A 21,774-nucleotide genomic window follows, 5' to 3' on the forward strand; every position below is an offset into this window, starting at 1 on the left:
ACACTGTTGAGTTCTCAAGGAACAGACGCACTCCGTAGTGATCCAGTCTCAGCGACCAGACCCGCTCCCGGGGCAACTTGTCTATCTTCTCCCGGTCCTGCTCAAGAAGTCAAATCCGCGTTTTCGGCGAATCCTTCTCGGCGTTTCCGGTGTCCCCATCCTAGCAGCAATCTTTAATCGCTGTTTCGGTGCGGGACTGCCTCCGCGGGATCGGCCACCAGGCTTTTCAAGCCTTCTCGGCGTCCGTGCCTCCCTGTCCGGGGCAACTTCGCTATCTTGCACCCCGGTCGGCGTCGGTGTCAAACCCGCTTGTTTTCGCGGATCTCGCTCCTGGCCTTCCGGGATCCCCACCCCTCGGACCGGCGGGGCCGGTACCTCGTGATGCGGGATCTGCCTCCGCGGGACCGGCCACCTTCTCGGTGTCCGTGCCTCCCTGTCCGGGGCAACGAAGAGAACATTACGTCCGCCCCTCGGCACCGTCAACTCGGCGTCGCCTGCCCTGCCGGAGCCCCTCAGTAGCGCCCTGACCTGCGCAAACACGCCCCAGGCAGGCTCCCGAGGGGGCTCAGATGCCCCGTCCGCCTGCTGAGACGTCGTTCACACGGCCTCGATGACCCCAAGGGTCCGGCGCCCACGGCGCAGGAGCGCCCACCGGCCGGCGAGGAGGTCCTCCGGCGCAAGGACGTGGTCCTCGTCGGTCACCTTGACGTTGTTGAGGTAGAGGCCGCCCTCGGCGATCGTCCGGCGCGCCGCGGACCGGCCCTGCACGAGTCCCACCGCGAGGACGAGGTCCACGACGGTGTCCGTGCCGACCCGGGCGGTCCCCCGGGGCAGCTCCGCGACGGCGTCCCCGAGCGTCCCGGCGTCGAGCTCGGTGAGGTCGTCGCGTCCGAAGAGGGCGCGCGAGGCGCGCTCGACCCGCTCCGCCGCGTCGGCCCCGTGCACCAGCGCGGTGACGTCGGTGGCGAGCACCCGCTGGCCCTCACGGGCCTGCGGCCGCTCGGCGACGGCCCGCTCGAGCTCGGCGATCTCCTCCCGCGTGCGGAAGGTGAACACCTTGAGGTAGCGCACCACGTCGGCGTCGTCGGTGTTGAGCCAGAACTGGTAGAAGGCGTACGGGCTCATCATGTCCGGCGCCAGCCACACGGCGCCGCCCTCGGTCTTGCCGAACTTCGTCCCGTCCGCCTTGGTGATGAGCGGCGTGGTGAGGACGTGGACCGACCGCCCCTCCGCCTTGCGGATGAGCTCGGCGCCGGAGAGCAGGTTCCCCCACTGGTCGTTGCCGCCCGTCTGCAGCGTGCAGCCGTAGCGGCGGTTGAGCTCGAGGAAGTCCATCCCCTGGAGGATCTGGTAGCTGAACTCGGTGAACGAGATCCCCTCCTCGCTCGCCAGGCGCCGCGCCACGGTGTCCTTGGCGAGCATGGTGCCGAGCCGGTAGTGCTTGCCGACGTCGCGGAGGAAGTCGATGGCGCTGAGCGGCGCCGTCCACTCGAGGTTGTTGACCATCCGCGCGGCGTTCGGCCCGTCGAAGTCGAGGAAGCGCGAGATCTGCGCGCGCAGCCGGTCGGTCCACCCGGCGACCGTGTCGCGGTCGTTGAGGGTCCGCTCGCCGGACATGCGCGGGTCGCCGATGAGGCCGGTGGCCCCACCGACGAGAGCCAGCGCGTGGTGGCCCGCGAGCTGGAGGTGGCGCAGGAGGACCAGCTGGACGAGGTGGCCGTGGTGCAGGCTCGGCCCGGTCGGGTCGAACCCGCAGTAGTAGGTGACCGGCCCCTCGGCCAGCGCGGTGCGCAGGGCGTCGATGTCGGTGGACTGGGCGATGAGCCCGCGCCAGGCCAGCTCCTCGAGGATGTCGGTCACGTCCGTGCCTTCCTGCGCCGTCTCCGGCGCGGGTCCGTGCGACCCGGCGTCCGCCGGGCTCAGGTACCAGTGTGCCGTGCGGGCGTGCCCGGCACGTCCGGCGTCCGGGGGGCGCCCGGCGTCCGGGGGGCGCCCGGCGTCCCGGGGACCCGCGGGGCGCGGGCCTTGCCCGGACGGTACGTCGAGACGGTGGGCTCCCCCGGGATCCAGAACCGCCACGGGAACTCCCCCGGGTCCCCGCCGGGCCCGGCCACCCCCACCCGGGGACCCGTGCGGATCTCCGCAGGCGCCGCAACGGGCGGTCGGACCTCGGCGCGGCCGCCGCGGCGGAGCACGAGGTCGCTGTCCGCCCCGGTGAGCCCGAGCGCCTGCGCGAGCCGGGCGGGCCCGCGCCCGAGGTCGACGTCGCGGCGGGCCGCCGGCCGCCGCGACCGCGCCAGCTCGAGACCGGTGACGACCTCGCCGGCCCGCAGGAGGACGGCGGACGCGGTGCCGTCCGGCCCGCAGACGACGTTCGCGCACCAGTGCATGCCGTACGTGAAGTAGACGTACAGCCGCCCGGCGGGGGCGAACATCGGCGCCGTACGGGGCGTCGGCCCCCGGTAGGCGTGCGAGCCCGGGTCCCGGGCCCCCTCGTACGCCTCCACCTCGGTGAGCCGGACGGCGACCTCCCCCTCCGGGCCACGCACGACGACGAGCGCGCCCAGGAGGTCGGGCGCCACCTCGAGCGCGCAGCGGTGGAGGTCGAGGGTCATCGGCGTCTCACGCGCCCGACGGCGCACCGGCCTCGGGCTCGCCGTCGTCCGTCTCGTCGTCGTCGGTCCACTCGCGTAGCCGGGCGGCCGCCTGCCCCACCCGGGCGAGCTGCTCGGCGACCCGGACGGGCGCGGTTCCGCCCTGACCGTCGCGGGAGGACGTCGAGCCCTCCACGGAGAGCACCTCCCGCACGCGCGGGTCGAGGTGCGGGCTGATCATGGCGAGCTCGGCGTCGGTGAGGTCCCACAGCTCCTTGCCCTGCTGCTCGCACGCCCGCACGCAGGCCCCGGCGATCTCGTGGGCCTCGCGGAACGGCACCCCGGTGCGCACGAGCCACTCGGCGATGTCGGTGGCGAGGGAGAAGCCCTGCGGGGCGAGGGATGCCATCCGCTCGGTGTCGAAGGTGAGCGTCGCCACCAGCCCCGCGACGGCGGGCAGCAGGACGGACAGCGTGTCGACGCCGTCGAAGACCGGCTCCTTGTCCTCCTGGAGGTCCCGGTTGTAGGCCAGCGGCAGGCCCTTGAGGGTGGCGAGCAGCCCGGCGAGGTCGCCGATGAGCCGGCCGGCCTTGCCGCGTGCGAGCTCGGCGACGTCCGGGTTCTTCTTCTGCGGCATGATGCTCGACCCGGTGGAGAACGCGTCGTCGAGGGTGACGAAGCCGAACTCCTTCGTCGCCCAGAGGATGACATCCTCGCTGAGCCGGGACAGGTCGACACCGACCATGGCGACGACGAACGCGAACTCGGCGACGACGTCGCGGGCCGCGGTGCCGTCGATGGAGTTCTCCACGGCGGCGTCGAAGCCGAGCTCGGCGGCCACCTCGGAGGGGTCCAGCCCGAGCGAGGACCCGGCCAGCGCCCCCGACCCGTACGGCGACACGGCCGCGCGGGCGTCCCAGTCGACCCACCGCTGGACGTCGCGGAGCAGCGGCCAGGCGTGCGCGAGGAGGTGGTGGGCCAGGAGGACCGGCTGCGCGTGCTGGAGGTGCGTGCGCCCCGGCATGACGGCCCCGGGGTGGGCGGACGCCTGCCCGACCAGCGCGTCCACGACGTCGAGGACACCGGCCGCGAGCGCCCGGGCCTCGTCGCGCAGGTACATCCGCACGAGCGTGGCGATCTGGTCGTTGCGGGAGCGACCCGCCCGCAGCCGGCCGCCCAGCTCCGGCCCGGCGCGCTCGATGAGCCCCCGCTCGAGCGCGGTGTGGACGTCCTCGTCGTCGGGCCGCGGCCCGAAGGCCCCGGAGGCGACGTCTGCCTCGAGGCGGTCCAGCCCGGCGAGCATGCCCGCGAGCTCGTCGTCACCGAGCAGCCCCGCCCGGTGCAGCGCCCGCGCGTGGGCCCGGGAGCCGGCGAGGTCGTGCGGGGCGAGCCGCCAGTCGAACTGGGTGGAGCGGGAGAGCTCGGTGAGGGCGTCCGCCGGTCCCCCGGCGAACCGCCCGCCCCACAGGCTCACGTGCTCGCTCACGCCTGGTCCCCGGCGAGCGCCGCAGCCTCGCCCACCCCGAACCGCGCGTCGCGGGCGGCGGAGAGCTTCGTCGTCATCCCGTAGATCTCGATGAAGCCCTTGGCGTTGGACTGGTCGTAGGAGTCGCCGGTGTCGTAGGTAGCGAGGTTGAAGTCGTACAGGCTGGTCTCGCTGCGCCGGCCGGTGACGACGGCGCGCCCGCCGTGGAGCAGGAGCCGGACGTCGCCGCTGACGTAGCGCTGGGTGTCGTCGATGAAGACGTCGAGCGAGCGCTTGAGCGGGGAGAACCACTGCCCGTCGTAGACGAGCTCGGCCCAGCGCTGGTCGACGGTCCGCTTGAAGCGCGCCTGCTCACGCTCGACGGTGACGTTCTCCAGCTCGGCGTGCGCGGTGATGAGGGCGATGGCACCGGGCGCCTCGTACACCTCGCGGGACTTGATGCCGACGAGGCGGTCCTCGACGATGTCGATCCGGCCCACGCCCTGCGCTCCCGCGCGGCGGTTGAGCTCGGCGATGGCCTGCAGCGGGGTGACGGGCACGCCGTCGAGGGCGACGGGGACGCCGGCCTGGAACGTGATGACGACCTCGTCCGCCGCGGGCGGGAACGTGGGGTCGTCGGTGTAGGTGTAGACGTCCTTGGTGGGCCCGTTCCAGATGTCCTCGAGGAAGCCGGTCTCCACGGCGCGGCCCCACACGTTCTGGTCCACGGAGAACGGGTTGTGCTTCGTCGTCTCGATGGGCAGGTCGTGCTTCGTCGCGTAGTCGATGGCGACGTCGCGGGTGAGCGCGAGGTCGCGGACCGGGGCGATGCAGCGCAGGTCCGGGGCGAGGGAGGTGATGCCCACCTCGAAGCGCACCTGGTCGTTGCCCTTGCCGGTGCAGCCGTGCGAGACCGTCGTGGCGCCGAACTGGCGGGCCGCGCGGACGAGGTGCTTGACGATGACCGGGCGGCTCAGGGCGGACACCAGCGGGTAGCGGCCCTGGTACAGCGCGTTGGCCCGCAGGGCGGGCATGCAGTACTCGGTGGCGAACTCCTCGCGGGCGTCGGCGACGTAGGCCTCCACCGCCCCGCAGTCGAGGGCGCGCTGGCGGATGACCTCGAGGTCCTCCCCGCCCTGGCCGACGTCGACGGCCACGGCGATGACCTCGGCGCCGGTCTGCTCGCCGATCCACCCGATGGCCACGGACGTGTCGAGGCCTCCGGAGTAGGCGAGGACGACGCGGTCCTTCGCGGTCGCCGTGGGGGAAGTCTGCTCACTCATCGGTCTCTCCAGTGCTGGGTTCGGCGACGCCCGCACCGGGCGCCGCGAGGTCGAGGAGACGCACGGCCAGCTGTTCGGCGGCCGGGACGTCCCGGGTGATGACGAGGATGGTGTCGTCGCCGGCAATGGTGCCGAGGACGGCGTCGAGGCCCTGCTGGTCGAGGGCGGAGGCAAGGAACTGCGCCGCGCCGGCCGGCGTGCGCAGGACGAGGAACGGGCCGGTGGTCTCCGCGGTGACGAGGAGCTCGGCGCACCACCGGGCCAGGCGCGAGGCGCGCTGGGTGTGGTCGGGGGCGGTCGGCGCGGTGAGGGCACCGACGGCCCCCTCCCCCGGCAGGGCGTACACCTGGCTGCCGTCCGCCGAGCGCACCTTGAGGGCGCGCAGCTCCACGAGGTCGCGGGAGAGCGTGGCCTGGGTCGCCTGGATGCCGTGGTCGGCGAGCTGGGCGCTGAGCTCGGCCTGGGACCGGATCGAGGACCGGGTGAGGATCCGTTCGATGAGGGCGTGGCGGGCGGCCTTGGTGGCGGGGATGCTGGGCGAGCTCATGCGCCGTCCCCGAGGAGGTGGACGAGGAGCGCCTTCTGGGCGTGCAGCCGGTTCTCCGCCTGGTCCCAGACCACCGACGCCGGTCCGTCGAGCACCTCGGCGCTCACCTCGACGCCGCGGTAGGCGGGCAGGCAGTGGAGGAAGACGGGGTCACCGGCCTGGGCGAGCACGGCGGCGTCGACGCGGTAGGGCTCGAACGGACGCGTCCGCTCGGCCGCCTCGTCCTCCTGCCCCATGGACACCCACGTGTCGGTGGCGACGGCGTCCGCCCCGGCGACGGCGGTGGCGACGTCCTGCGTGACGCTCACCCGGCCGCCGGTACCGGCGGCGACCTCGCGGGCCCGGTCGACGACCGCCGGGTCGGGCTCGAAGCCGGCCGGGCACGCGACCCGCACGTCGAGCCCGGCGGTGGCGCCGCCGAGGAGATAGGAGTGCGCCATGTTGTTGGCGCCGTCCCCGAGGTAGGCGAGGGCGCGCCCGGCCAGCGCGGGTCCGTCCGGGCGCAGGCCGCCGCGGTGCTCGGCGAGGGTGAGCAGGTCGGCGAGGATCTGGCAGGGGTGGAACTCGTCGGTGAGCGCGTTGACCACCGGCACGCGGGAGACCGCGGCGGCCTGCTCGAGGGAGGCCTGCGCGAAGGTCCGCCAGACGATGGCGGCGACCTGCCGGTCGAGGACGCGCACGGTGTCCTCGACGCCCTCGCCGCGCCCGGACTGGGTGCTCGCCGCGTCGAGGACGACGGGCAGGCCCCCGAGCTCGTGCACGCCGACGCTGAAGGAGACCCGGGTGCGGGTGGACGCCTTGTCGAACAGGACGGCCACCGCGCGGCCCGCGAGGGGCTGGGGGCGCTGCCCCGCCTTGAGCGCCTGGGCCAGGGCGAGGACCTCGCGCTGGGCGTCGGGGGTGAGGTCGTCGTCGCGGAGGAAGTGCCGCATCAGTGCTCCCGGGGGTCGTGGGCGGACGCGGCGTCGAGCACCGCGGGCAGCGCCTCGAGGAACGAGCCCGCCTGCTCGGCGGAGAGGACGAGGGGCGGGGCGAGTCGGACGGCGTCGGGCGCGACCGCGTTGACGATGAAGCCCGCGTCGAGGGCGGCGGCCGCCACGGCGGGGGCGAGGGGCCGGGTCAGCTCGAGGGCGAGGAGCAGGCCCTCACCGCGGGCGCCCGCGAGCAGCGGGTGCTCGATCGCGCGGGCGCCGGTGAGGAGCTGCTCGCCCCGCCCGTGGGCGGCGGCGATGAGCCCGTCGCGCTCGATGACGTGGATCGTGGCGAGCGCGGCGGCGGCCGCGACGGGGTTGCCGCCGAACGTCGAGCCGTGCTGCCCGGGTCCCAGCAAGGTCGCGGCGTCGGTCCCGAGCGCGACGAGCGCGCCGATCGGCAGGCCGCCGGCCAGCCCCTTGGCGAGGACGACGACGTCGGGGACCACCCCACCGCCGATGTGGTCGTGGTGGTGCGCCATCCACGCCCCCGTGCGGCCCATGCCGGTCTGCACCTCGTCGAGGACGAGGAGCGCGCCGTGCCTCCGGGTGAGGTCGCGGGCCGCGGCGAGGTACCCCGGGGGCAGGTGACGCACCCCGGCCTCGCCCTGGAGGGGCTCGACGACGAGGGCGGCGACGTCGTCGCCCATCGCCGCCTCGAGCGCGGCGAGGTCACCGAAGGGGACGTGCTCGACGCCGCCGGGCAGCGGCGCGAAGGGCTCGCGGTACGCCGCCTTGTGGGTGAGCGCGAGCGCCCCCATGGTGCGGCCGTGGAAGGCTCCCTCGAGGGCGAGGATGCGGGGCCGGTCGGTGCCGCCGTGGCGGCGCGCCAGCTTGAACGCGGCCTCGACGGCCTCGGTGCCGGAGTTGGCGAGGAACACCCGGGACCCTTCCGGCGCCCGACCGCCCGCGACGAGCTCGACGAGCCGCTCGGCGAGGAGCACCTGGGACGGGGTGGCGAAGAAGTTCGACACGTGACCGAGGGTGCCCAGCTGGGCGGAGACCGCCGAGACGAGCGTGGGGTGGGCGTGCCCGAGGGTGTTGACGGCGATGCCGGCGAGGAGGTCGAGGTAGCGCCGCCCGTCGGCGTCCCACACGTACGCGCCCTCGCCCCGGACGAGGACGCGCTGGGGCGGGCCGAAGGTGTTCATCAGCGCGCCGGAGTACCGGTCGGACCACGCGGCGGAGCCGAGCTCGCCGCCTGCCGTCGTCGCGAGCTCGTTCACCGGGACTCCTCGGTGGGCTGGGGGTCGGGGACGACGAGGGTGCCCACGCCCTCGTCCGTGAAGACCTCGAGGAGCATGGCGTGCGCCCGGCGGCCGTCGATGACGTGGGCCTGGGGCACGCCGGCGCGGACGGCGCGCAGGCAGGCCTCCATCTTCGGCACCATGCCGGACTGCAGGTCCGGCAGGAGCAGCGAGAGGTCGCTCACCGTGATGCTCCGGACGAGCGAGTCCCGGTCCGGCCACGACGTGTACAGGCCCTCGACGTCGGTGAGGACGAGGAGCTTGCGCGCGCCCAGCGCCACGGCGAGCGCGGCGGCGGCGGTGTCCGCGTTGACGTTGAGCACCTGGCCCGGGTCGCTCACGTCGGGCGCGATCGTGGAGATGACGGGGATCCGCCCCGCGGCGAGGAGGTCCTCGACGGCGGCGGGGTCGACGGAGACGACGTCCCCGACCAGACCGACGTCGACCGGCTCGCCGTCGACGGCGGCGAAGCGCCGCTCGGCGCGCAGGAGGCCGCCGTCCTCGCCGGACAGGCCCACCGCGTGCGGGGAGCGCGCGTTGAGGAGGCTGACGAGCTCGCGCTGGACCTGGCCCGTGAGGACCATCCGCACGACGTCCATCACCTCCGGCGTCGTCACCCGCAGGCCGCCGCGGAACTCCGTCGCCAGGCCGAGGCGGTCGAGCATCGCGGAGATCTGCGGCCCGCCGCCGTGGACGACGATGGGGTGCATCCCCACGCGGTGGAGGAAGAGCACGTCCTCGGCGAACGCCCGCTGGAGCTCGGGGTCGATCATCGCGTTGCCGCCGTACTTGACGACGACGCGGGCGCCGGCGAACCGCTCGAGCCACGGCAGCGCCTGGATGAGGACCTCCGCCTTCTGGTGCGGGTAGAGGTCGGTCTCGGTGTTGAACGCGAGGTTCTTCATCATGTCGAGTACGCGCTGTTCTCGTGGACGTAGTCGTGGGTGAGGTCGTTGGTCCACACGGTGACGTCCTCGGCCGCGCCCGCGTGGAGGTCGATGTCGATGCGCACCTCGCGACTCGCGGCGAGGTCGACGCCGGCGCGGTCCTCCCCCACGCCCCCGGCGCGGCACACCTGCACGCCGTTGATCGCGACGTCGAGCGCGTCGGCGTCGAAGGGGGCGACGTCGGCGGGCACGGTGCCCACCGCGGCGAGCACCCGGCCCCAGTTGGGGTCGTTGCCGAAGACCGCGGCCTTGAGGAGGTTGGAGCGGGTGACGGCGCGGGCCACGGCGAGCGCGGCCGGGACGGACGTCGCGCCCCGCACCGTGACGGCGATGTCGTGGCTCGCGCCCTCGGCGTCGGCGATGAGCGCGCGGGCGAGCGCACCGCACGCCCGCGTGAGCGCGGCGGTCACCGCGGCCCGGTCCGCCCGCACCCCGCTGGCGCCCGAGGCGAGGAGGGCGACCGTGTCGTTCGTCGACATGCAGCCGTCGGAGTCGATGCGGTCGAACGTGGCGGCGGTGGCGTCGGCGAGCGCCGCACGGGCGTCCTCGGCGTCGACCACGGCGTCGGTGGTGAGCACACAGAGCATCGTCGCCAGCGCCGGCGCGAGCATGCCGGCGCCCTTGGCCATGCCGCCGACCCGCCAGGCGCCGTCGGCCCCCTCGACGAGGACCTCCTTGGGCACGGTGTCGGTCGTCATGATGGCGCGGGCGGCGTCCGGGCCGCCGTCGGCGGCCAGCCGCCCGGCCGCGTCGTCGACGCCGGCGAACAGCGCCGGCAGGTCGAGCCGCTCGCCGATGAGGCCGGTGGAGCACACGAGGACGTCGCCCGCGGAGACGCCGAGGACGTCGGCGACGTGCTCGGCGGTGCGGTGGGTGTCGCCGAAGCCGTCCGGGCCCGTGCAGGCGTTGGCGCCGCCGGAGTTGAGGACGACGGCGTGCGCGACGCCGTCCCCGACGACGGTGCGCGACCACACGACGGGGGCGGCCACCACCCGGTTGCTGGTGAACACGGCCGCGGCGACATGGTCGGGGCCGTCGTTGACGACGAGGGCGACGTCGGGCCGGCCGGAGGCCTTGAGGCCGGCGGCGACACCCGCCGCGCGGAAGCCGAGGGGGGCGGTGATGCTCACGGAGCGACTCCCGTCGTGGGCAGGCCGAGCGTCTCGGGCAGGCCGAGCGCGAGGTTCATCGACTGCACGGCGGCGCCGGCGGTCCCCTTGCCGAGGTTGTCCAGGGCGGCGACGACGACGACGCGCCCGGCCCGCTCGTCGAGCGCGACCTGGAGGACGGTGTGGTTGGAGCCCACGGCGGCCGCCGTCGTCGGCCACTGGCCCGCCGGGAGGAGGTGGACGAACGGCTCGTCGGCGCACGCCCGCTCCCAGGCGGCGCGCACCTCGGCAGCGCTCGTACTGGCGTCCGCGAGCGGCGCGCTCACCGTGGCGAGGATCCCCCGCGACATGGGCACCAGGGTGGGGGTGAAGGAGAGCCGGACGCCGGTGGCACCGGCGACCGCGAGGTTCTGCTCGATCTCGGGGACGTGCCGGTGCGACCCGCCGACGGCGTAGGGCATGGCGGCGCCGAGGCCCTCGCTCGCGAGGAGGTGCGTCTTGGCGGCCTTGCCGGCCCCGGAGTAGCCGTTGGCGAGGACGGCGACGACATCGTCGGCGCGGACCACACCGGCGGCGACGCCCGGCTGGAGCGCGAGGGTGACGGCGGTGACGTTGCAGCCGGGGACGGCGACCGTGCGGGCCTCCCGGAGGATCTCCCGCTGCGCCCGGGCGGGGCCGGGCTCCCCGGCGTGCCGGAGCTCGGGCATCCCGTAGGCCCAGGCCCCGGCGTAGTCGCCGCCGTAGAAGGCGTCCCACGCGGCGGGGTCGGTGAGCCGGTGGTCCGCGCCGCAGTCGAGGAGGAGCGGCGTGGGGCCGTCGATCGCCTCGAGCGCCGCCGTCAGCGCGCCGGAGGCGCCGTGCGGCAGCGCAAGGACGACGACGTCGTGCTCGGCCAGGCGGGCGGGGTCGGTGGGCTCGAGGACGCGGTCCGCGAGCGGGAGGAGGTGCGGCTGGTGCTCCCCGAGGAGGTCACCCACGCTGGAGTGCGCGGTGAGCGCCCCGATCTCGACCTCGGGGTGCGCAAGGAGCAGGCGCAGGACCTCGCCTCCCGCGTACCCGCTGGCTCCGGCCACCGCCACCGATACAGTCACTCGCATAACTATACACAGCCCTGCATGGAGGGTGGGACGCGCCCGCCTGGCGAGACGCCCGGGAGCGCGGCCGCGAGGGGCTACCGACTCTCGCCGGGGGCGAGGTGCTCCGTGCACTCGGCGTCGATGCGCCGGGCGAACGCGCGCACCGCGTCCCAGTCACGCAGGTCGCCCTGCGGGGCGCGCACCAGCCGGGTCACCGAGCGCTCGCGGAGGTTGAGCAGCTCGGGCTCGATGCGTCCGGGGAACGTCGCGGTGCCGACGGGGTCGACGGCGGCGACGACCTTCGGCTCGACCGTCGTCGGCTCGTCCGCCTCCGCACCGGCCAGGCCGACGGAGAAGACCCACGTGGGCAGCACGGCGAGCTCGCCGGCGTGCCGCTCGGCGAACTCGCGGGCGTGGGCCATCCAGCGCGACATGTACACCGCCGAGCCGAGCACGACGACCTCCGCGTCGCCGATGTCGGCCGACTGGGCCGGCTCGTGCCGGGTGGTGTGCCCGAGGGCCGCGAGCTCCTGGGCGATCGCGTCGGCGATCTCGGCGGTGGCTTCGTGCTTCGAGGCGGAGACGACGAGGATGCGCATACCCCACTGTGGCCCGCTTTGCCACGATTCGCCCGGGACCTTCGTCCGCGGGCTCCGCAGGACGAGCTCGGGCTCCCGCTGGAGCCCGGCACCGCCAGGCACGCGGCCGACGACGTCGCGTCGGTGCGTCAGTCCGGGCGCGTGACGACGCGCAGCCGGCGCTCGTCAGGGCTCAGCCCGCGGGAGACGAGCGCGCGCAGCGACTCCACCGTGTCCGCGCCCGCCCGCAGGTAGCAGCCCGACAGCGCGTCGAGCTCGCCGCGGGCGATGGCGACGCAGAGGTCGACGACGGCGGCGACGTCCGTCCACTCGGTCCGGTCCGCGTGCATCGCCATCCCGCGGGTCATGTCGGTGACGACGACGCCCGGGGCGAGCTCGAAGGTGCGCAGCCCGCGCTCGTACCCCGCCTCGTGGAGCCCGCCGCCGATGCGGAAGAGCGCCGTCTTGGAGACGTTGTAGGCGCTGGCGACGGCGTTGTCCCGCACGCCGGCGCCCGAGCTGAGGTCGACGAGGCGGCCGGCGCCCCGCTCGATCATCCCCGGCACCACGGCCCGGGCCAGGAGGAACGGTCCGCGGACGTTGGTCTCGACGACGGACCACCACTCCTGGGGGTCCGCCTCCCACAGCGGGACCTCGGCGTCGACCCGGCCGGCGTTGTTGACGAGGAGGTCGACCGAGCCGAGCGCGCCCTCGGCGCGCATGACGGCCTCGACGACGCCGGAGGCGTCGGTGACGTCCGTCGGCACCGCGACGGCCCGGCGGCCCATCGCCTCGATCTCGCGGGCGACGTCGGCCAGGCGGTCGGCGTCGCGGGCGAGGACGGCCACGTCGAGGCCGGCGGCGGCGAGCCCGAGGGCGAGCGCCCGGCCGATGCCGCGCGAGGCGCCGGTGACGAGGGCGGTGCGGGCGGGTGCGACGCTCATGACCGCAGCTCCGCGCCGACCTGCTCGCGGGCGGCGGCGACGATGCGCTCGCGCACCTCGGCCGTCTCCTGCGCGGTGAGGGTGCGGTCCGGCGCCCGGAGCCGCAGCGCGAAGGCGAGGGACTTCTTGCCCTCCCCCAGCTGGTCGCCGGTGTAGACGTCGAAGAGGCGCACCTCCTCGGCGAGCTCCCCGGCGCCGGCCCGGACCGCGGCGAGGACGTCGGCGGCGGGCACGCCGGTGTCGACGACGAGCGCCACGTCCTCCTTGCCCGGCGGGTACGTCGACACGGGTGTCGGCTGGACGGGCTCGGTCGGTGCGGCGGCGGCGAGGGCGTCGAGGTCCACCTCGAACGCCACGGCCCCGGCGGGCAGGTCGAAGGCGGCGACGACGCGGGGGTGCAGCTGCCCGGCGTGGCCGACGACCGCTCCCCCGGCCCGCACGCCCGCGCAGCGGCCGGGGTGCCAGGGGGCGTGCTCGGCGGCCTCGACGGTGACCGGCGCCCCGAGGGCGGCGGCAACGGCGCGTACGGCGTCCACGGCGTCGGCCCAGTCGGCGGCGCGCCCGCGGCCCCAGACCCCGTCGGGGACGAGCTGACCGGTGAGGACGCCGGCGACGTGCCGCGGCTGGCGCGGCACGGCCTGCGCGAGGGCGGCGAGCTCGTCGTCGGTCGGCCGGCGGTCCGCCGGCGGCGAGGCGGCGACCCCGACCCCGGCGGGCCGGGTGACGAGACCGAGCTCGAAGACGCGGGCGTCGACGAGCCCGCGGCTCACGTTGCGCCGCGCGACGTCGAGGAGGCTGTCGAGCAGGGACGTGCGCATGAAGGGGGCGTCGTCGGCCATGGGGTTGGCCAGGCGCAGCGCCAGGCGGCGCTCGTCGTCCGCGGGCAGGCCCATGCGGTCGTGGACCTCCCCGACGAACGGGTAGGAGAGCACCTCGACGAGCCCGAGGTCCGCCAGCGCCCGGGCGACGTCGCGGCGCTGCCGCTGGCCGCGGGTGAGGCCGTGGCCGGCGGGGGCGGTCGGCAGGACCGAGGGGATCTCGTCGTAGCCCGCCAGGCGCGCGACCTCCTCGACGAGGTGGGCCGGTCCGACGAGGTCGGGCCGCCAGGTGGGCGGCGTGACGGCGACGACCTCGGGGTCCTCGGTGGTTTCGACGCGCGCGCCGATCTCCTCGAGGAGGCCCCTCACCTGCTCGCGCGGGTAGTCGACGCCGGTGAGCCGGCGCGCCTCGTCCACGCGCAGGAGCACGGGCGCGGGGTGGCCGGTGCGGTCGAGGTCGCCGACCCGCGGGTCCGCCGTCCCGCCGCCGTGCTCGACGAGCAGGTCGACGACGCGCTGGGCGGCCACGGCGGGCAGCCGCGGGTCGACGCCGCGCTCGAAGCGCTTGGCGGCCTCACTCGGCAGCTTGTGCCGGCGGGCGGTGCGCGCCACGGACACGGGGTCGAAGTGCGCGGCCTCGACGAGCACGTCCGTGGTGGCGGGCCCGACCTCGGTCTGCGCCCCACCCATGACACCGGCCAGGCCGAGCACGCGCGAGCCGCGCGCCCCGTCGGGCGAGTCGGTGATGAGCAGGTCCTCGGGGTCGAGGGTGCGGGTGACGTCGTCGAGCGTGGTGAGCTGCTCCCCCGGCGCCGCGCGGCGCACGACGACCGGCTCGGCGACCTCGGCGAGGTCGTAGGCGTGCAGCGGCTGGCCGAGGTCGAGCATGACGTAGTTGGTCACGTCCACGGCGAGGGAGATGGGGCGCATCCCCGCCTGGGTGAGGCGCTCCTTGAGCCACGCCGGGGACGGGGCGCTCGGGTCGATGCCGCGGACCACGCGGGTGACGAAGCGGTCGCAGCCGACGTTCCCGGCGATCGGCGCGGCGTCGTCGACCTCGACGACGACGGCGTCGGGCGTGGCCGCGGGCGGCGGGCCGCCGGGAAGGTTCTCCGGCAGGCCCGGGTCGGTGAAGGCCGCCCCGGTGGCGTGGGAGTACTCGCGGGCCACGCCGCGCATGGCGAAGCAGTAGCCGCGGTCGGGGGTCACGTTGATCTCGAGCACCTCCTCCCCCAGGCCGAGCAGCGCGATGGCGTCGGCGCCGGGCGCGGGGACGTCCCCGGCGCCGAGGAGCTGCTCGAGGACGATGATGCCGGCGTGGTCCTCGCCGAGGCCCAGCTCGCGGGCCGAGCAGATCATCCCGTCGGAGGTGTGCCCGTAGGTCTTGCGGGCGGCGATGTGGAAGTCGCCCGGCAGCGTGGTCCCGGGGAGGGCGACGACGACGGAGTCGCCGACACCGAAGTTGTGGGCGCCGCAGACGATGCCGCGGGAGGGGACGTCGGCCGGCTCCTTGCCGGTGCCGGGGGCGTCGTTGTGCGCCTCGCCGACGTCGACCCGGCAGAAGTTCACCGTCTTGCCGTTCTTGTGCTCCTCGGCGACCACGGAGAGGACCCGGCCGACGACGAGCGGGCCGGTGACCGCCGCGGGGACGATCTCCTCCTCCTCGAGGCCCACGCGGACGAGGTCCGCGGCGAGGTCGGCCGCGGTGGTCCCGGGCGCGACGGCGACGTGCTCGGCGAGCCAGGACAGCGGGACGTACGGCATGTCAGTTCCCCTTTCCCGTGGTGCCGAACTGGGCCGAGAAGCGCATGTCGCCCTCGACGATGTCGTGCATGTCGGCGATGCCGTGGCGGAGCATGAGCGTGCGCTCGACGCCCATGCCGAAGGCGAAGCCGGTGTAGACGTCGGGGTCGATGCCGGCCGCCACGAGGACGGCGGGGTTGACCATGCCGCAGCCGCCCCACTCGATCCAGCCCGCGCCGCCCTTCTTCTGCGGGAACCACAGGTCCATCTCGGCGCTGGGCTCGGTGAAGGGGAAGAAGCTCGGCCGCAGCCGGGTGCGGGCCTCCGGTCCGAACATCGCCCGCGCGAAGTGGTCGAGCGTGCCCTTGAGGTGCGCCATGGTCAGCCCCTTGTCCACCGCGAGGCCCTCGACCTGGTGGAAGACGGGGGTGTGCGTGGCGTCGAGGGCGTCGTTGCGGAAGACCTTGCCGGGGCACGCGATGTAGATCGGCAGGTCACGGCTGAGCATGGTCCGCGCCTGGACGGGCGAGGTGTGGGTGCGCAGCACCAGTCCGGGGGTGTCCTGCCCGGCCGTCCCCTGGACGTAGAACGTGTCGGCCATCTGACGCGCCGGGTGGTCCGGGCCGTGGTTGAGGGCGTCGAAGTTGAGCCACTCGTGCTCGACCTCGGGGCCCTCGGCGATGTCCCAGCCCATGGCGACGAAGAAGTCGCCGATCTCCTCCTGGAGCGTCTCCAGCGGGTGGCGCGCACCGCGGGGGCGGCGGTCGGTCGGCAGCGTGACGTCGACCGTCTCGGTGCGCAGCTGCCGGGCCTCGTGCTCGACCTCGAGCTCGGCCTGCCGGGCGGCGACGGCGGCGGCCACGCGGCCACGGGCGGCGCCGAGCCGCTGGCCGGCGGCCGCCTTCTCGGTCTTGTCGAGGGTGCCGATGGCGCGGTTCGCCAGCGCGAGCGAGCTGCGGTCGCCGGTGTGGGCGAGCCGCGCGTCCTTGAGCTCGGCGAGCGAGGTCGCGGCGGCGACGGCGGCGAGCGCCGCGTCCACGGCCGCGTCGACAGCGGCGGGGTCGAGCGGGGAGATGGGGTCGGTCATGCCAGCCTTCCGGTGCGGGTGCCAGCGCAGGAGTCTAGTGCTGCGCCCGTCCGGGGTGTGCGCTCCGGCGCGTGGTCGCCTACCGGACCCGGACGGGCCCGGTAAATCGCCGATGGGCCGACGACGCCGTGTCGCGCTGCACGGGCCCCACCCTAGCGCCCGGGCGCGAAGGGCAGCGCGGCGAGGACGTCGTGGAGCGGGCCGCCCCCGCGGCCCTTGCCCAGCTGGGAGGCGACGAGCTCGACGTGGCCGGCGGTCCACTCCGGGCCGGCGTAGACCGACAGGGCGTGGACGATCCCGGCGAGGTCGACGCCCCGGCGAGAGCGCGTGCCGACCCGGGCGAGCGTGAGGTGCGCCCGGCGCCGGTCTCGCGGCTCGTGGGGCGCCCCGACGGCGTCGCCCAGCGCGTCGACGGCGGCCATGAGGTCGACGAGCCCGGCCGGGTCCGCAGCCCGCACCCCCGCCCACAGGGTGCGCCCGGAGAACGCCCCGGCGCCCACGAGCTGGAGCGTGGGGGCGGGCGCCGCCGCGACGACGTCGGCGAGGCCTGCGGCCAGGTCCTCCGCGGCGCCGTCGGGCACCTCGCCGTAGAAGGCGAGGGTGATGTGCTGCTGCTCCGGCGGGGTCCACCGCAGGGCCGGCGGGCCGGCCTGCGGCCCGCGGACCGCCTCGGTGGCGGCGGCGAGGTGCGCGAGCACCCGCTCGGGCGGCCGGACGGCGGCGAAGAGGCGCATCGCGCCATCGTCCCATCGCGCCGCCGCGGCCCCTGTGATCTGCGTCACGGTCGCGGTATCCTCGGGCATGCGCATCTCCGAGGTGCTCCGACGCAAGGGTGACGCCGTCGTCACCGTTCGCAGCGACATGGCCGTGAGTGAGCTCGTCGACGTGCTCGGCGAGCAGCGCATCGGCGCCGCCGTGGTCTCCGACGGCGACGGGGCTGTCACCGGCATCGTCAGCGAGCGGGACGTCGTCGGGGCGCTGCGCGAGCACGCCGCCCTCGCGGAGGTGACCGTCGGGCAGATCATGAGCACCGACGTCCTCACGTGCACCCCCGCGGACGACATCGAGTCGCTCGCCCGGACCATGACCGAGCGCCGCGTCCGCCACATGCCGGTCGTCACCGACGGGCGCCTGGTCGGCATCGTCAGCATCGGCGACATCGTCAAGCAGCGCCTCGACGAGCTCGCCGCCGAGCGCGACCGGCTGCTCGACTACGTGCAGAGCTGAGTCCTCAGGCCCGCTGAGTCCTCAGGCCCGCTGCACCCTCAGGCCCGCTGCACCCGCGCCGACTCGTAGAGGCACACCGTCGCGGCGGTGGCGAGGTTGAGGGACTCCGCCAGCCCGTGGACCGGCACCCGCACGGTGGCGTCCGCCAGGGCCCGCTCGTCCGCGCTCAGCCCCTGCGCCTCGGTGCCGAAGAGCCACGCGGTGGGCCGAGCGAGGTCCGGCGCCCCGGCGCCGTCGAGGGCGTGGAGGTCCCAGCGCCCGCGCCCGTCCGCCGCGAGGACCTGCAGCCCGGCGGCCCGCACCGCCGCGACCGACGCCGCGGCGTCCGCGCCGGTGAGGACGGGGAGGTGGAAGAGCGAGCCGGCGGTGGAGCGCACCACCTTGGGGTTGAGCAGCTCGACGCTGCCGGCGGTGAGGACGACGGCGTCGGCCCCGGCGGCGTCGGCGGCGCGGATCACCGCACCGGCGTTGCCCGGGTCGGTGACCCGGGCGAGCACGGCGACCAGCCGCGCGCCGGCCAACGCGCCCTCGTCGGTCGCGACTGCGGCGGCGTCGACGACGGCGAGGACGCCCTGGGAGTCGGCGCTGAGGGCGGCCGACACCTCCTCGGTGACGAGCTGGACGCGCTCGAACCCGGCGATCTCCGGGTACCGGGTTGCCGCGCCGGGGGTGAGGAGGACCTCGCGGACCGCGGGGGCGGCGTGACGCACGGCCTCCCGGGCCCCCTGGGGCCCCTCGACGAGGAAGCGGCCCTCGCGGCGGCGGACGGACCGCTGGTGCAGCGCCCGCACGCGCCGCAGGCGCTCGGTCAGCCGGTCGGCGACGTGGTCCATCGTTCCTCCTGGGTCGGCGCGGTCAGCGCGTCGGCGGCGTCACCCACGGCGCGCGCGTCAGCGGGCCCTGGCGGGCGGGCATGCCGGGCATGACGACGCCCCGCCACACCGGAGCGTGACGGGGCGCGTCGAGGGTGGGTCTCACGCCGCGGGGGCGTTGACGTCCTCGGGCAGGCTGGTGCGCGCGAGCTCGACCAGCGCGTTGAACGCGGCCGGGTCGCTCACCGCGAGCTCGGCGAGCATGCGGCGGTCGACCTCGATCTCGGCGGCCTTGAGGCCCTGGATGAACCGGTTGTACGTCATCCCCTGGGCGCGGACCGCGGCGTTGATGCGCTGGATCCACAGGCGACGGAAGTCGCCCTTGCGAGCCTTGCGGTCGCGGTAGTTGTAGGTGAGGGAGTGGGTGACCTGCTCCTTCGCCTTGCGGTACAGCCGCGAGCGCTGGCCGCGGTAACCGGCGGCGCGCTCGAGGGTAGTGCGGCGCTTCTTCTGGGCGTTTACCGCCCGCTTGACGCGTGCCACGTCGTTCTCCTAAGGGTAGGGCGGCTCAGTTGCCGAGCAGCTTCTTGATCTTCTTGACGTCGGCGGGGGCGACCGCCTTGTCCATGGCCAGACGGCGAGTCCGCTTGCTCGACTTGCTCTCGAAGAGGTGCCGGCGGTTGGCCTGCTCGCGCATGACCTTGCCGCTGCCGGTGATCCGGAAGCGCTTCTTGGCACCGGAGTGCGTCTTGTTCTTCGGCATCGTCTCTTCCTCGGGTGGGCCGTGCGGGGGGCACGGGTAGTTCTGCCGGCTCGCACCGGCGGGATGGGGTGGGCGTCGGGGTGCTACGCCTCGGGCGTGGCCTCGTCGGAGGCCTGCTTCTCGCGCTCGCGGCGCTGCTCGTTGCGCGCCTCGGCCTTCTTCTTGTGCGGGCCGATGACCATCGTCATGTTGCGGCCGTCGAGGCGCGGCGAGCTCTCGATCGCGCCCAGGTCCGAGACGTCCTCGGCGAGGCGCTGGAGGAGGCGCATGCCCATCTCGGGGCGCGACTGCTCACGACCGCGGAACATGATCATGACCTTGACCTTGTCGCCGCCCTTGAGGAACCGCACCACGTGACCCTTCTTGGTCTCGTAGTCGTGCGGGTCGATCTTGAGGCGGAACCGGATCTCCTTGAGCGCCGTGTTCACCTGGTTGCGGCGGGCGTCGCGTGCCTTCATGGCCGACTCGTACTTGAACTTGCCGTAGTCCATGAGCTTGCACACGGGTGGCCGCGCATCGGGGGCGACCTCGACGAGGTCGAGGTCGGCCTCCTGGGCCAGTCGCAGGGCATCCTCCACGCGGACGACACCCACCTGCTCGCCGCCCGGTCCTACCAGGCGAACCTCGGGCACGCGGATCCGCTCATTGATGCGGGGCTCGCTGATGTGCTGCTCCTTCACGCTGTCGTCGATGGCCGCGCACAGAGAAGGCCCCCGGCGCGGGTGCGCACGGAGGCCACAGGTCCGCGTGCCGGAGCACGCGTGAGGGCACGCCCTCAAGGACCAGACCCGGCCTCTGTCGTCCTCGCGAACAGTCGAGACAAGGTGGGATGATCTCCGCTTGCACACCGAGGGCTTTCACCCCCGGTCGGTCAGTCTGGGAGACTATCACGCATGAGTGTCGACCCGCACGCCACCCACGCCCCCGCGCGTGCGATGGCGCAGCCCCCCGCGGCGGAGCCGTGGTCGGGCGCGGGGTCCCCCACCGCCCGTGCCACCCCCGCCGGCCCAGGCCCCGCCGACCCGGTCCCCGCCGGCCCGGGGGCACCGGCTGGTCCCCCGGCGCACGGCCCGCGCCGGGCCGCGTCCCGGCGCCGGTGGCCGCTCGTCGTCGCCGTCATCGCGCTCGTCCTCGCCGTCGCCGCCGGGGTCTACCTCCTCGTCCTCGCCCGCGCCTGGTCGGAGCGGGCGGCGCAGCTCGAGGAGAGCGCGCAGACCCTGGGCACGGAGCTGGCGCAGTCCCGGGCCGAGCTCACCGACGCGGACCACGCGCTGACGACCACCCAGGACCAGCTGGAGGCCGCGCAGGAGCAGATCGCCGAGCTCGCCGACCGCGTCGCCCAGACCGGCGACGACCGCGAGATCCAGCGCCAGCTCGCCGACTACCAGGCCCGCGTCTCCTCCGCCGCGACCGCCGTCGCCCTCGCCATGGACGACTGCGTCCGTGGGCAGCAGCAGCTCATCGGCTACCTCGACGACGCCGCCGCCTACGACCCGACCGAGCTGGCGGACTTCCGCACCCGGGTGGGCGAGTTCTGCACCGCCGCCACCGAGGCGAACGACGAGCTCCAGCGGCAGGTCGGCGAGTGAGCCGCCGTCCCGCGGCCGCCTTCGCCGTCGTCCTGCTCGCCGGGACCGCGGCGTGCGGCGCCGTCCCCGCGATGCCCGGACCGCTGCCGACCACGTTCGTGCCCGACGACGTCGCACCGGTCGTCGCCGACCCCGGGAGCCTGTCGCCGGACGGCGTCGACGCCGCCGAGCGCATGGCGGTGCGGGTGCGCAACGTCGGGTGCGGTGAGCTCTCCACCGGGTCGGGGTTCGCCCTGGACGAGCGGACCATCATCACCAACCGGCACGTCGCGGCGAACTCCTCCCGCCTGCAGATCACCACCTACGACGGCCGGGAGATCGAGGCCGTCTCCGCCGGCGGCTCCGACCTCGCGGACCTCGCCCTCCTGCGGACCGAGGAGCCGCTGACGAGCGTCCCGGGCATCGCCGAGGTCGACGCCGCCGCGGGCGACCAGGTGACCGTCATCGGGTACCCCGAGGGAGGCCAGCTCACGACGACGACCGGGCAGGTCCTCGGGTACGAGCCGGACCCCCTGGGCTCCGACCTCGGCATGGTGGGGCGGACCAACGCCGAGGTGGACCACGGGTCCTCGGGGAGCGCCGTCCTCAACGCCGACGGTGAGGTCATCGGCGTCGTCTACGCGATGGACATGTGGGGGAACAGCTACATGGTCCCCGTGAGCACGCTGCACGAGCTCCTCGCCGAGGAGGCGTTCACGCCGCTGACGGCGTGCGACGCCCCCGGCCAGGTGCCGGGCACGGGCACCCCCACCGAGGCCCCGGGCACCGAAGGGCCCACCACCGAGGGGCCCAGCACCGAGGCGCCGGACGGGGCGCCGTCGGACGCACCGGGGACGGACAGCCCGCTGGCCCCGCTCACGCCTCTGCCCACGCCGACGCCGTCGGCCACCGCCACGACGACGCCGTAGCGGCGCGCCTGGCTCCTCCGGCGCGCCTGGCTCCTCCGGCGCGTCTGGCTCGTCCGGGTGCGTCAA

General features: G+C 74.9%; 22 protein-coding genes. 3 read left to right on the forward strand and 19 right to left on the reverse strand.

Annotation, left to right across the window (positions count from 1 at the left end):
* Window positions 1–597 precede the first annotated feature (597 nt).
* The 15 genes from tyrS to thpR form a co-directional block, all read right to left on the reverse strand.
* A complete protein-coding gene (tyrS, locus tag EBO36_RS09775) occupies window positions 598–1,860 on the reverse strand; it encodes a tyrosine--tRNA ligase (protein WP_122824436.1) in 1,263 nt (420 codons plus the stop codon).
* A gap of 59 nt (window positions 1,861–1,919) precedes the next feature.
* Entirely contained in the window at window positions 1,920–2,615 is a 696-nt protein-coding gene (locus EBO36_RS09780; protein WP_122825590.1) for a DNA-3-methyladenine glycosylase, read from the reverse strand.
* Window positions 2,616–2,622: 7 nt separating this feature from the next.
* A complete protein-coding gene (gene argH / locus EBO36_RS09785; protein ID WP_122824437.1) occupies window positions 2,623–4,080 on the reverse strand; it encodes an argininosuccinate lyase in 1,458 nt (485 codons plus the stop codon).
* Complete coding sequence (locus EBO36_RS09790) at window positions 4,077–5,342, reverse strand: argininosuccinate synthase (protein WP_122824438.1); 1,266 nt, start codon at window positions 5,340–5,342, stop codon at window positions 4,077–4,079. The genes argH and EBO36_RS09790 overlap by 4 nt, the downstream gene beginning before the upstream one ends.
* Window positions 5,335–5,889, reverse strand: a complete 555-nt coding sequence (argR, locus tag EBO36_RS09795) for an arginine repressor (RefSeq protein ID WP_122824439.1) — start codon at window positions 5,887–5,889, stop codon at window positions 5,335–5,337. The genes EBO36_RS09790 and argR overlap by 8 nt, the downstream gene beginning before the upstream one ends.
* A complete protein-coding gene (gene argF, locus EBO36_RS09800) occupies window positions 5,886–6,824 on the reverse strand; it encodes an ornithine carbamoyltransferase (RefSeq protein ID WP_122824440.1) in 939 nt (312 codons plus the stop codon). Before argF ends, argR begins: the two co-directional genes overlap by 4 nt.
* Window positions 6,821–8,086, reverse strand: a complete 1,266-nt coding sequence (locus EBO36_RS09805) for an acetylornithine transaminase (RefSeq protein WP_244925256.1) — start codon at window positions 8,084–8,086, stop codon at window positions 6,821–6,823. Before EBO36_RS09805 ends, argF begins: the two co-directional genes overlap by 4 nt.
* Window positions 8,083–9,015, reverse strand: coding sequence for an acetylglutamate kinase (gene argB / locus EBO36_RS09810; protein WP_241236842.1), 933 nt, complete (start codon window positions 9,013–9,015; stop codon window positions 8,083–8,085). The genes EBO36_RS09805 and argB overlap by 4 nt, the downstream gene beginning before the upstream one ends.
* A complete protein-coding gene (argJ, locus tag EBO36_RS09815; RefSeq protein ID WP_122824442.1) occupies window positions 9,012–10,184 on the reverse strand; it encodes a bifunctional glutamate N-acetyltransferase/amino-acid acetyltransferase ArgJ in 1,173 nt (390 codons plus the stop codon). The genes argB and argJ overlap by 4 nt, the downstream gene beginning before the upstream one ends.
* The gene (gene argC / locus EBO36_RS09820; protein ID WP_187695810.1) at window positions 10,181–11,260 is read right to left on the reverse strand and encodes an N-acetyl-gamma-glutamyl-phosphate reductase; all 1,080 of its coding nucleotides are present in this window, start codon (window positions 11,258–11,260) and stop codon (window positions 10,181–10,183) included. Before argC ends, argJ begins: the two co-directional genes overlap by 4 nt.
* 74 nt (window positions 11,261–11,334) lie before the next feature.
* On the reverse strand, window positions 11,335–11,838 hold the full coding sequence (locus EBO36_RS09825; protein ID WP_122824444.1) for a flavodoxin domain-containing protein: 504 nt from the start codon (window positions 11,836–11,838) through the stop codon (window positions 11,335–11,337).
* Window positions 11,839–11,966: 128 nt separating this feature from the next.
* Window positions 11,967–12,761 carry an SDR family NAD(P)-dependent oxidoreductase gene (locus EBO36_RS09830; RefSeq protein WP_122824445.1) on the reverse strand — a complete coding sequence of 265 codons (795 nt, stop codon included), beginning with the start codon at window positions 12,759–12,761 and terminating at the stop codon, window positions 11,967–11,969.
* Window positions 12,758–15,343, reverse strand: a complete 2,586-nt coding sequence (pheT, locus tag EBO36_RS09835) for a phenylalanine--tRNA ligase subunit beta (RefSeq protein WP_122824446.1) — start codon at window positions 15,341–15,343, stop codon at window positions 12,758–12,760. Before pheT ends, EBO36_RS09830 begins: the two co-directional genes overlap by 4 nt.
* Window position 15,344: 1 nt before the next feature.
* On the reverse strand, window positions 15,345–16,409 hold the full coding sequence (pheS, locus tag EBO36_RS09840) for a phenylalanine--tRNA ligase subunit alpha (RefSeq protein ID WP_122824447.1): 1,065 nt from the start codon (window positions 16,407–16,409) through the stop codon (window positions 15,345–15,347).
* Window positions 16,410–16,561: 152 nt separating this feature from the next.
* A complete protein-coding gene (thpR, locus tag EBO36_RS09845; protein ID WP_122824448.1) occupies window positions 16,562–17,143 on the reverse strand; it encodes an RNA 2',3'-cyclic phosphodiesterase in 582 nt (193 codons plus the stop codon).
* Between the two features lie 67 nt (window positions 17,144–17,210).
* Between thpR and EBO36_RS09850 the strand changes: the two genes are divergently transcribed.
* Window positions 17,211–17,636: a CBS domain-containing protein gene (locus EBO36_RS09850; RefSeq protein ID WP_122825592.1), complete on the forward strand. Its 426-nt coding sequence runs from the start codon at window positions 17,211–17,213 to the stop codon at window positions 17,634–17,636.
* A 38-nt stretch (window positions 17,637–17,674) separates the two neighbouring features.
* On the opposite strand, the gene EBO36_RS09855 is transcribed toward EBO36_RS09850, so the two are convergent.
* From EBO36_RS09855 to infC, 4 genes are all read right to left on the reverse strand, one after another.
* Window positions 17,675–18,469: a TrmH family RNA methyltransferase gene (locus EBO36_RS09855; RefSeq protein ID WP_122824449.1), complete on the reverse strand. Its 795-nt coding sequence runs from the start codon at window positions 18,467–18,469 to the stop codon at window positions 17,675–17,677.
* Between the two features lie 141 nt (window positions 18,470–18,610).
* Window positions 18,611–18,991 (reverse strand): 50S ribosomal protein L20, encoded by a 381-nt coding sequence (gene rplT, locus EBO36_RS09860; RefSeq protein WP_122824450.1) that lies wholly within the window; start codon window positions 18,989–18,991, stop codon window positions 18,611–18,613.
* Window positions 18,992–19,016: 25 nt separating this feature from the next.
* On the reverse strand, window positions 19,017–19,211 hold the full coding sequence (gene rpmI, locus EBO36_RS09865) for a 50S ribosomal protein L35 (RefSeq protein WP_122824451.1): 195 nt from the start codon (window positions 19,209–19,211) through the stop codon (window positions 19,017–19,019).
* A gap of 83 nt (window positions 19,212–19,294) precedes the next feature.
* Window positions 19,295–19,891, reverse strand: coding sequence for a translation initiation factor IF-3 (gene infC / locus EBO36_RS09870; RefSeq protein WP_206515478.1), 597 nt, complete (start codon window positions 19,889–19,891; stop codon window positions 19,295–19,297).
* Window positions 19,892–20,104: 213 nt separating this feature from the next.
* Between infC and EBO36_RS09875 the strand changes: the two genes are divergently transcribed.
* Together EBO36_RS09875 and EBO36_RS09880 are read left to right on the forward strand one after the other, a co-directional pair.
* Complete coding sequence (locus tag EBO36_RS09875; protein WP_244925257.1) at window positions 20,105–20,800, forward strand: hypothetical protein; 696 nt, start codon at window positions 20,105–20,107, stop codon at window positions 20,798–20,800.
* Entirely contained in the window at window positions 20,797–21,708 is a 912-nt protein-coding gene (locus EBO36_RS09880; protein WP_244925258.1) for a S1 family peptidase, read from the forward strand. The genes EBO36_RS09875 and EBO36_RS09880 overlap by 4 nt, the downstream gene beginning before the upstream one ends.
* Window positions 21,709–21,774 lie beyond the last annotated feature (66 nt).

This window comes from Georgenia faecalis (assembly GCF_003710105.1).
Taxonomy (GTDB): domain Bacteria; phylum Actinomycetota; class Actinomycetes; order Actinomycetales; family Actinomycetaceae; genus Georgenia_A; species Georgenia_A faecalis.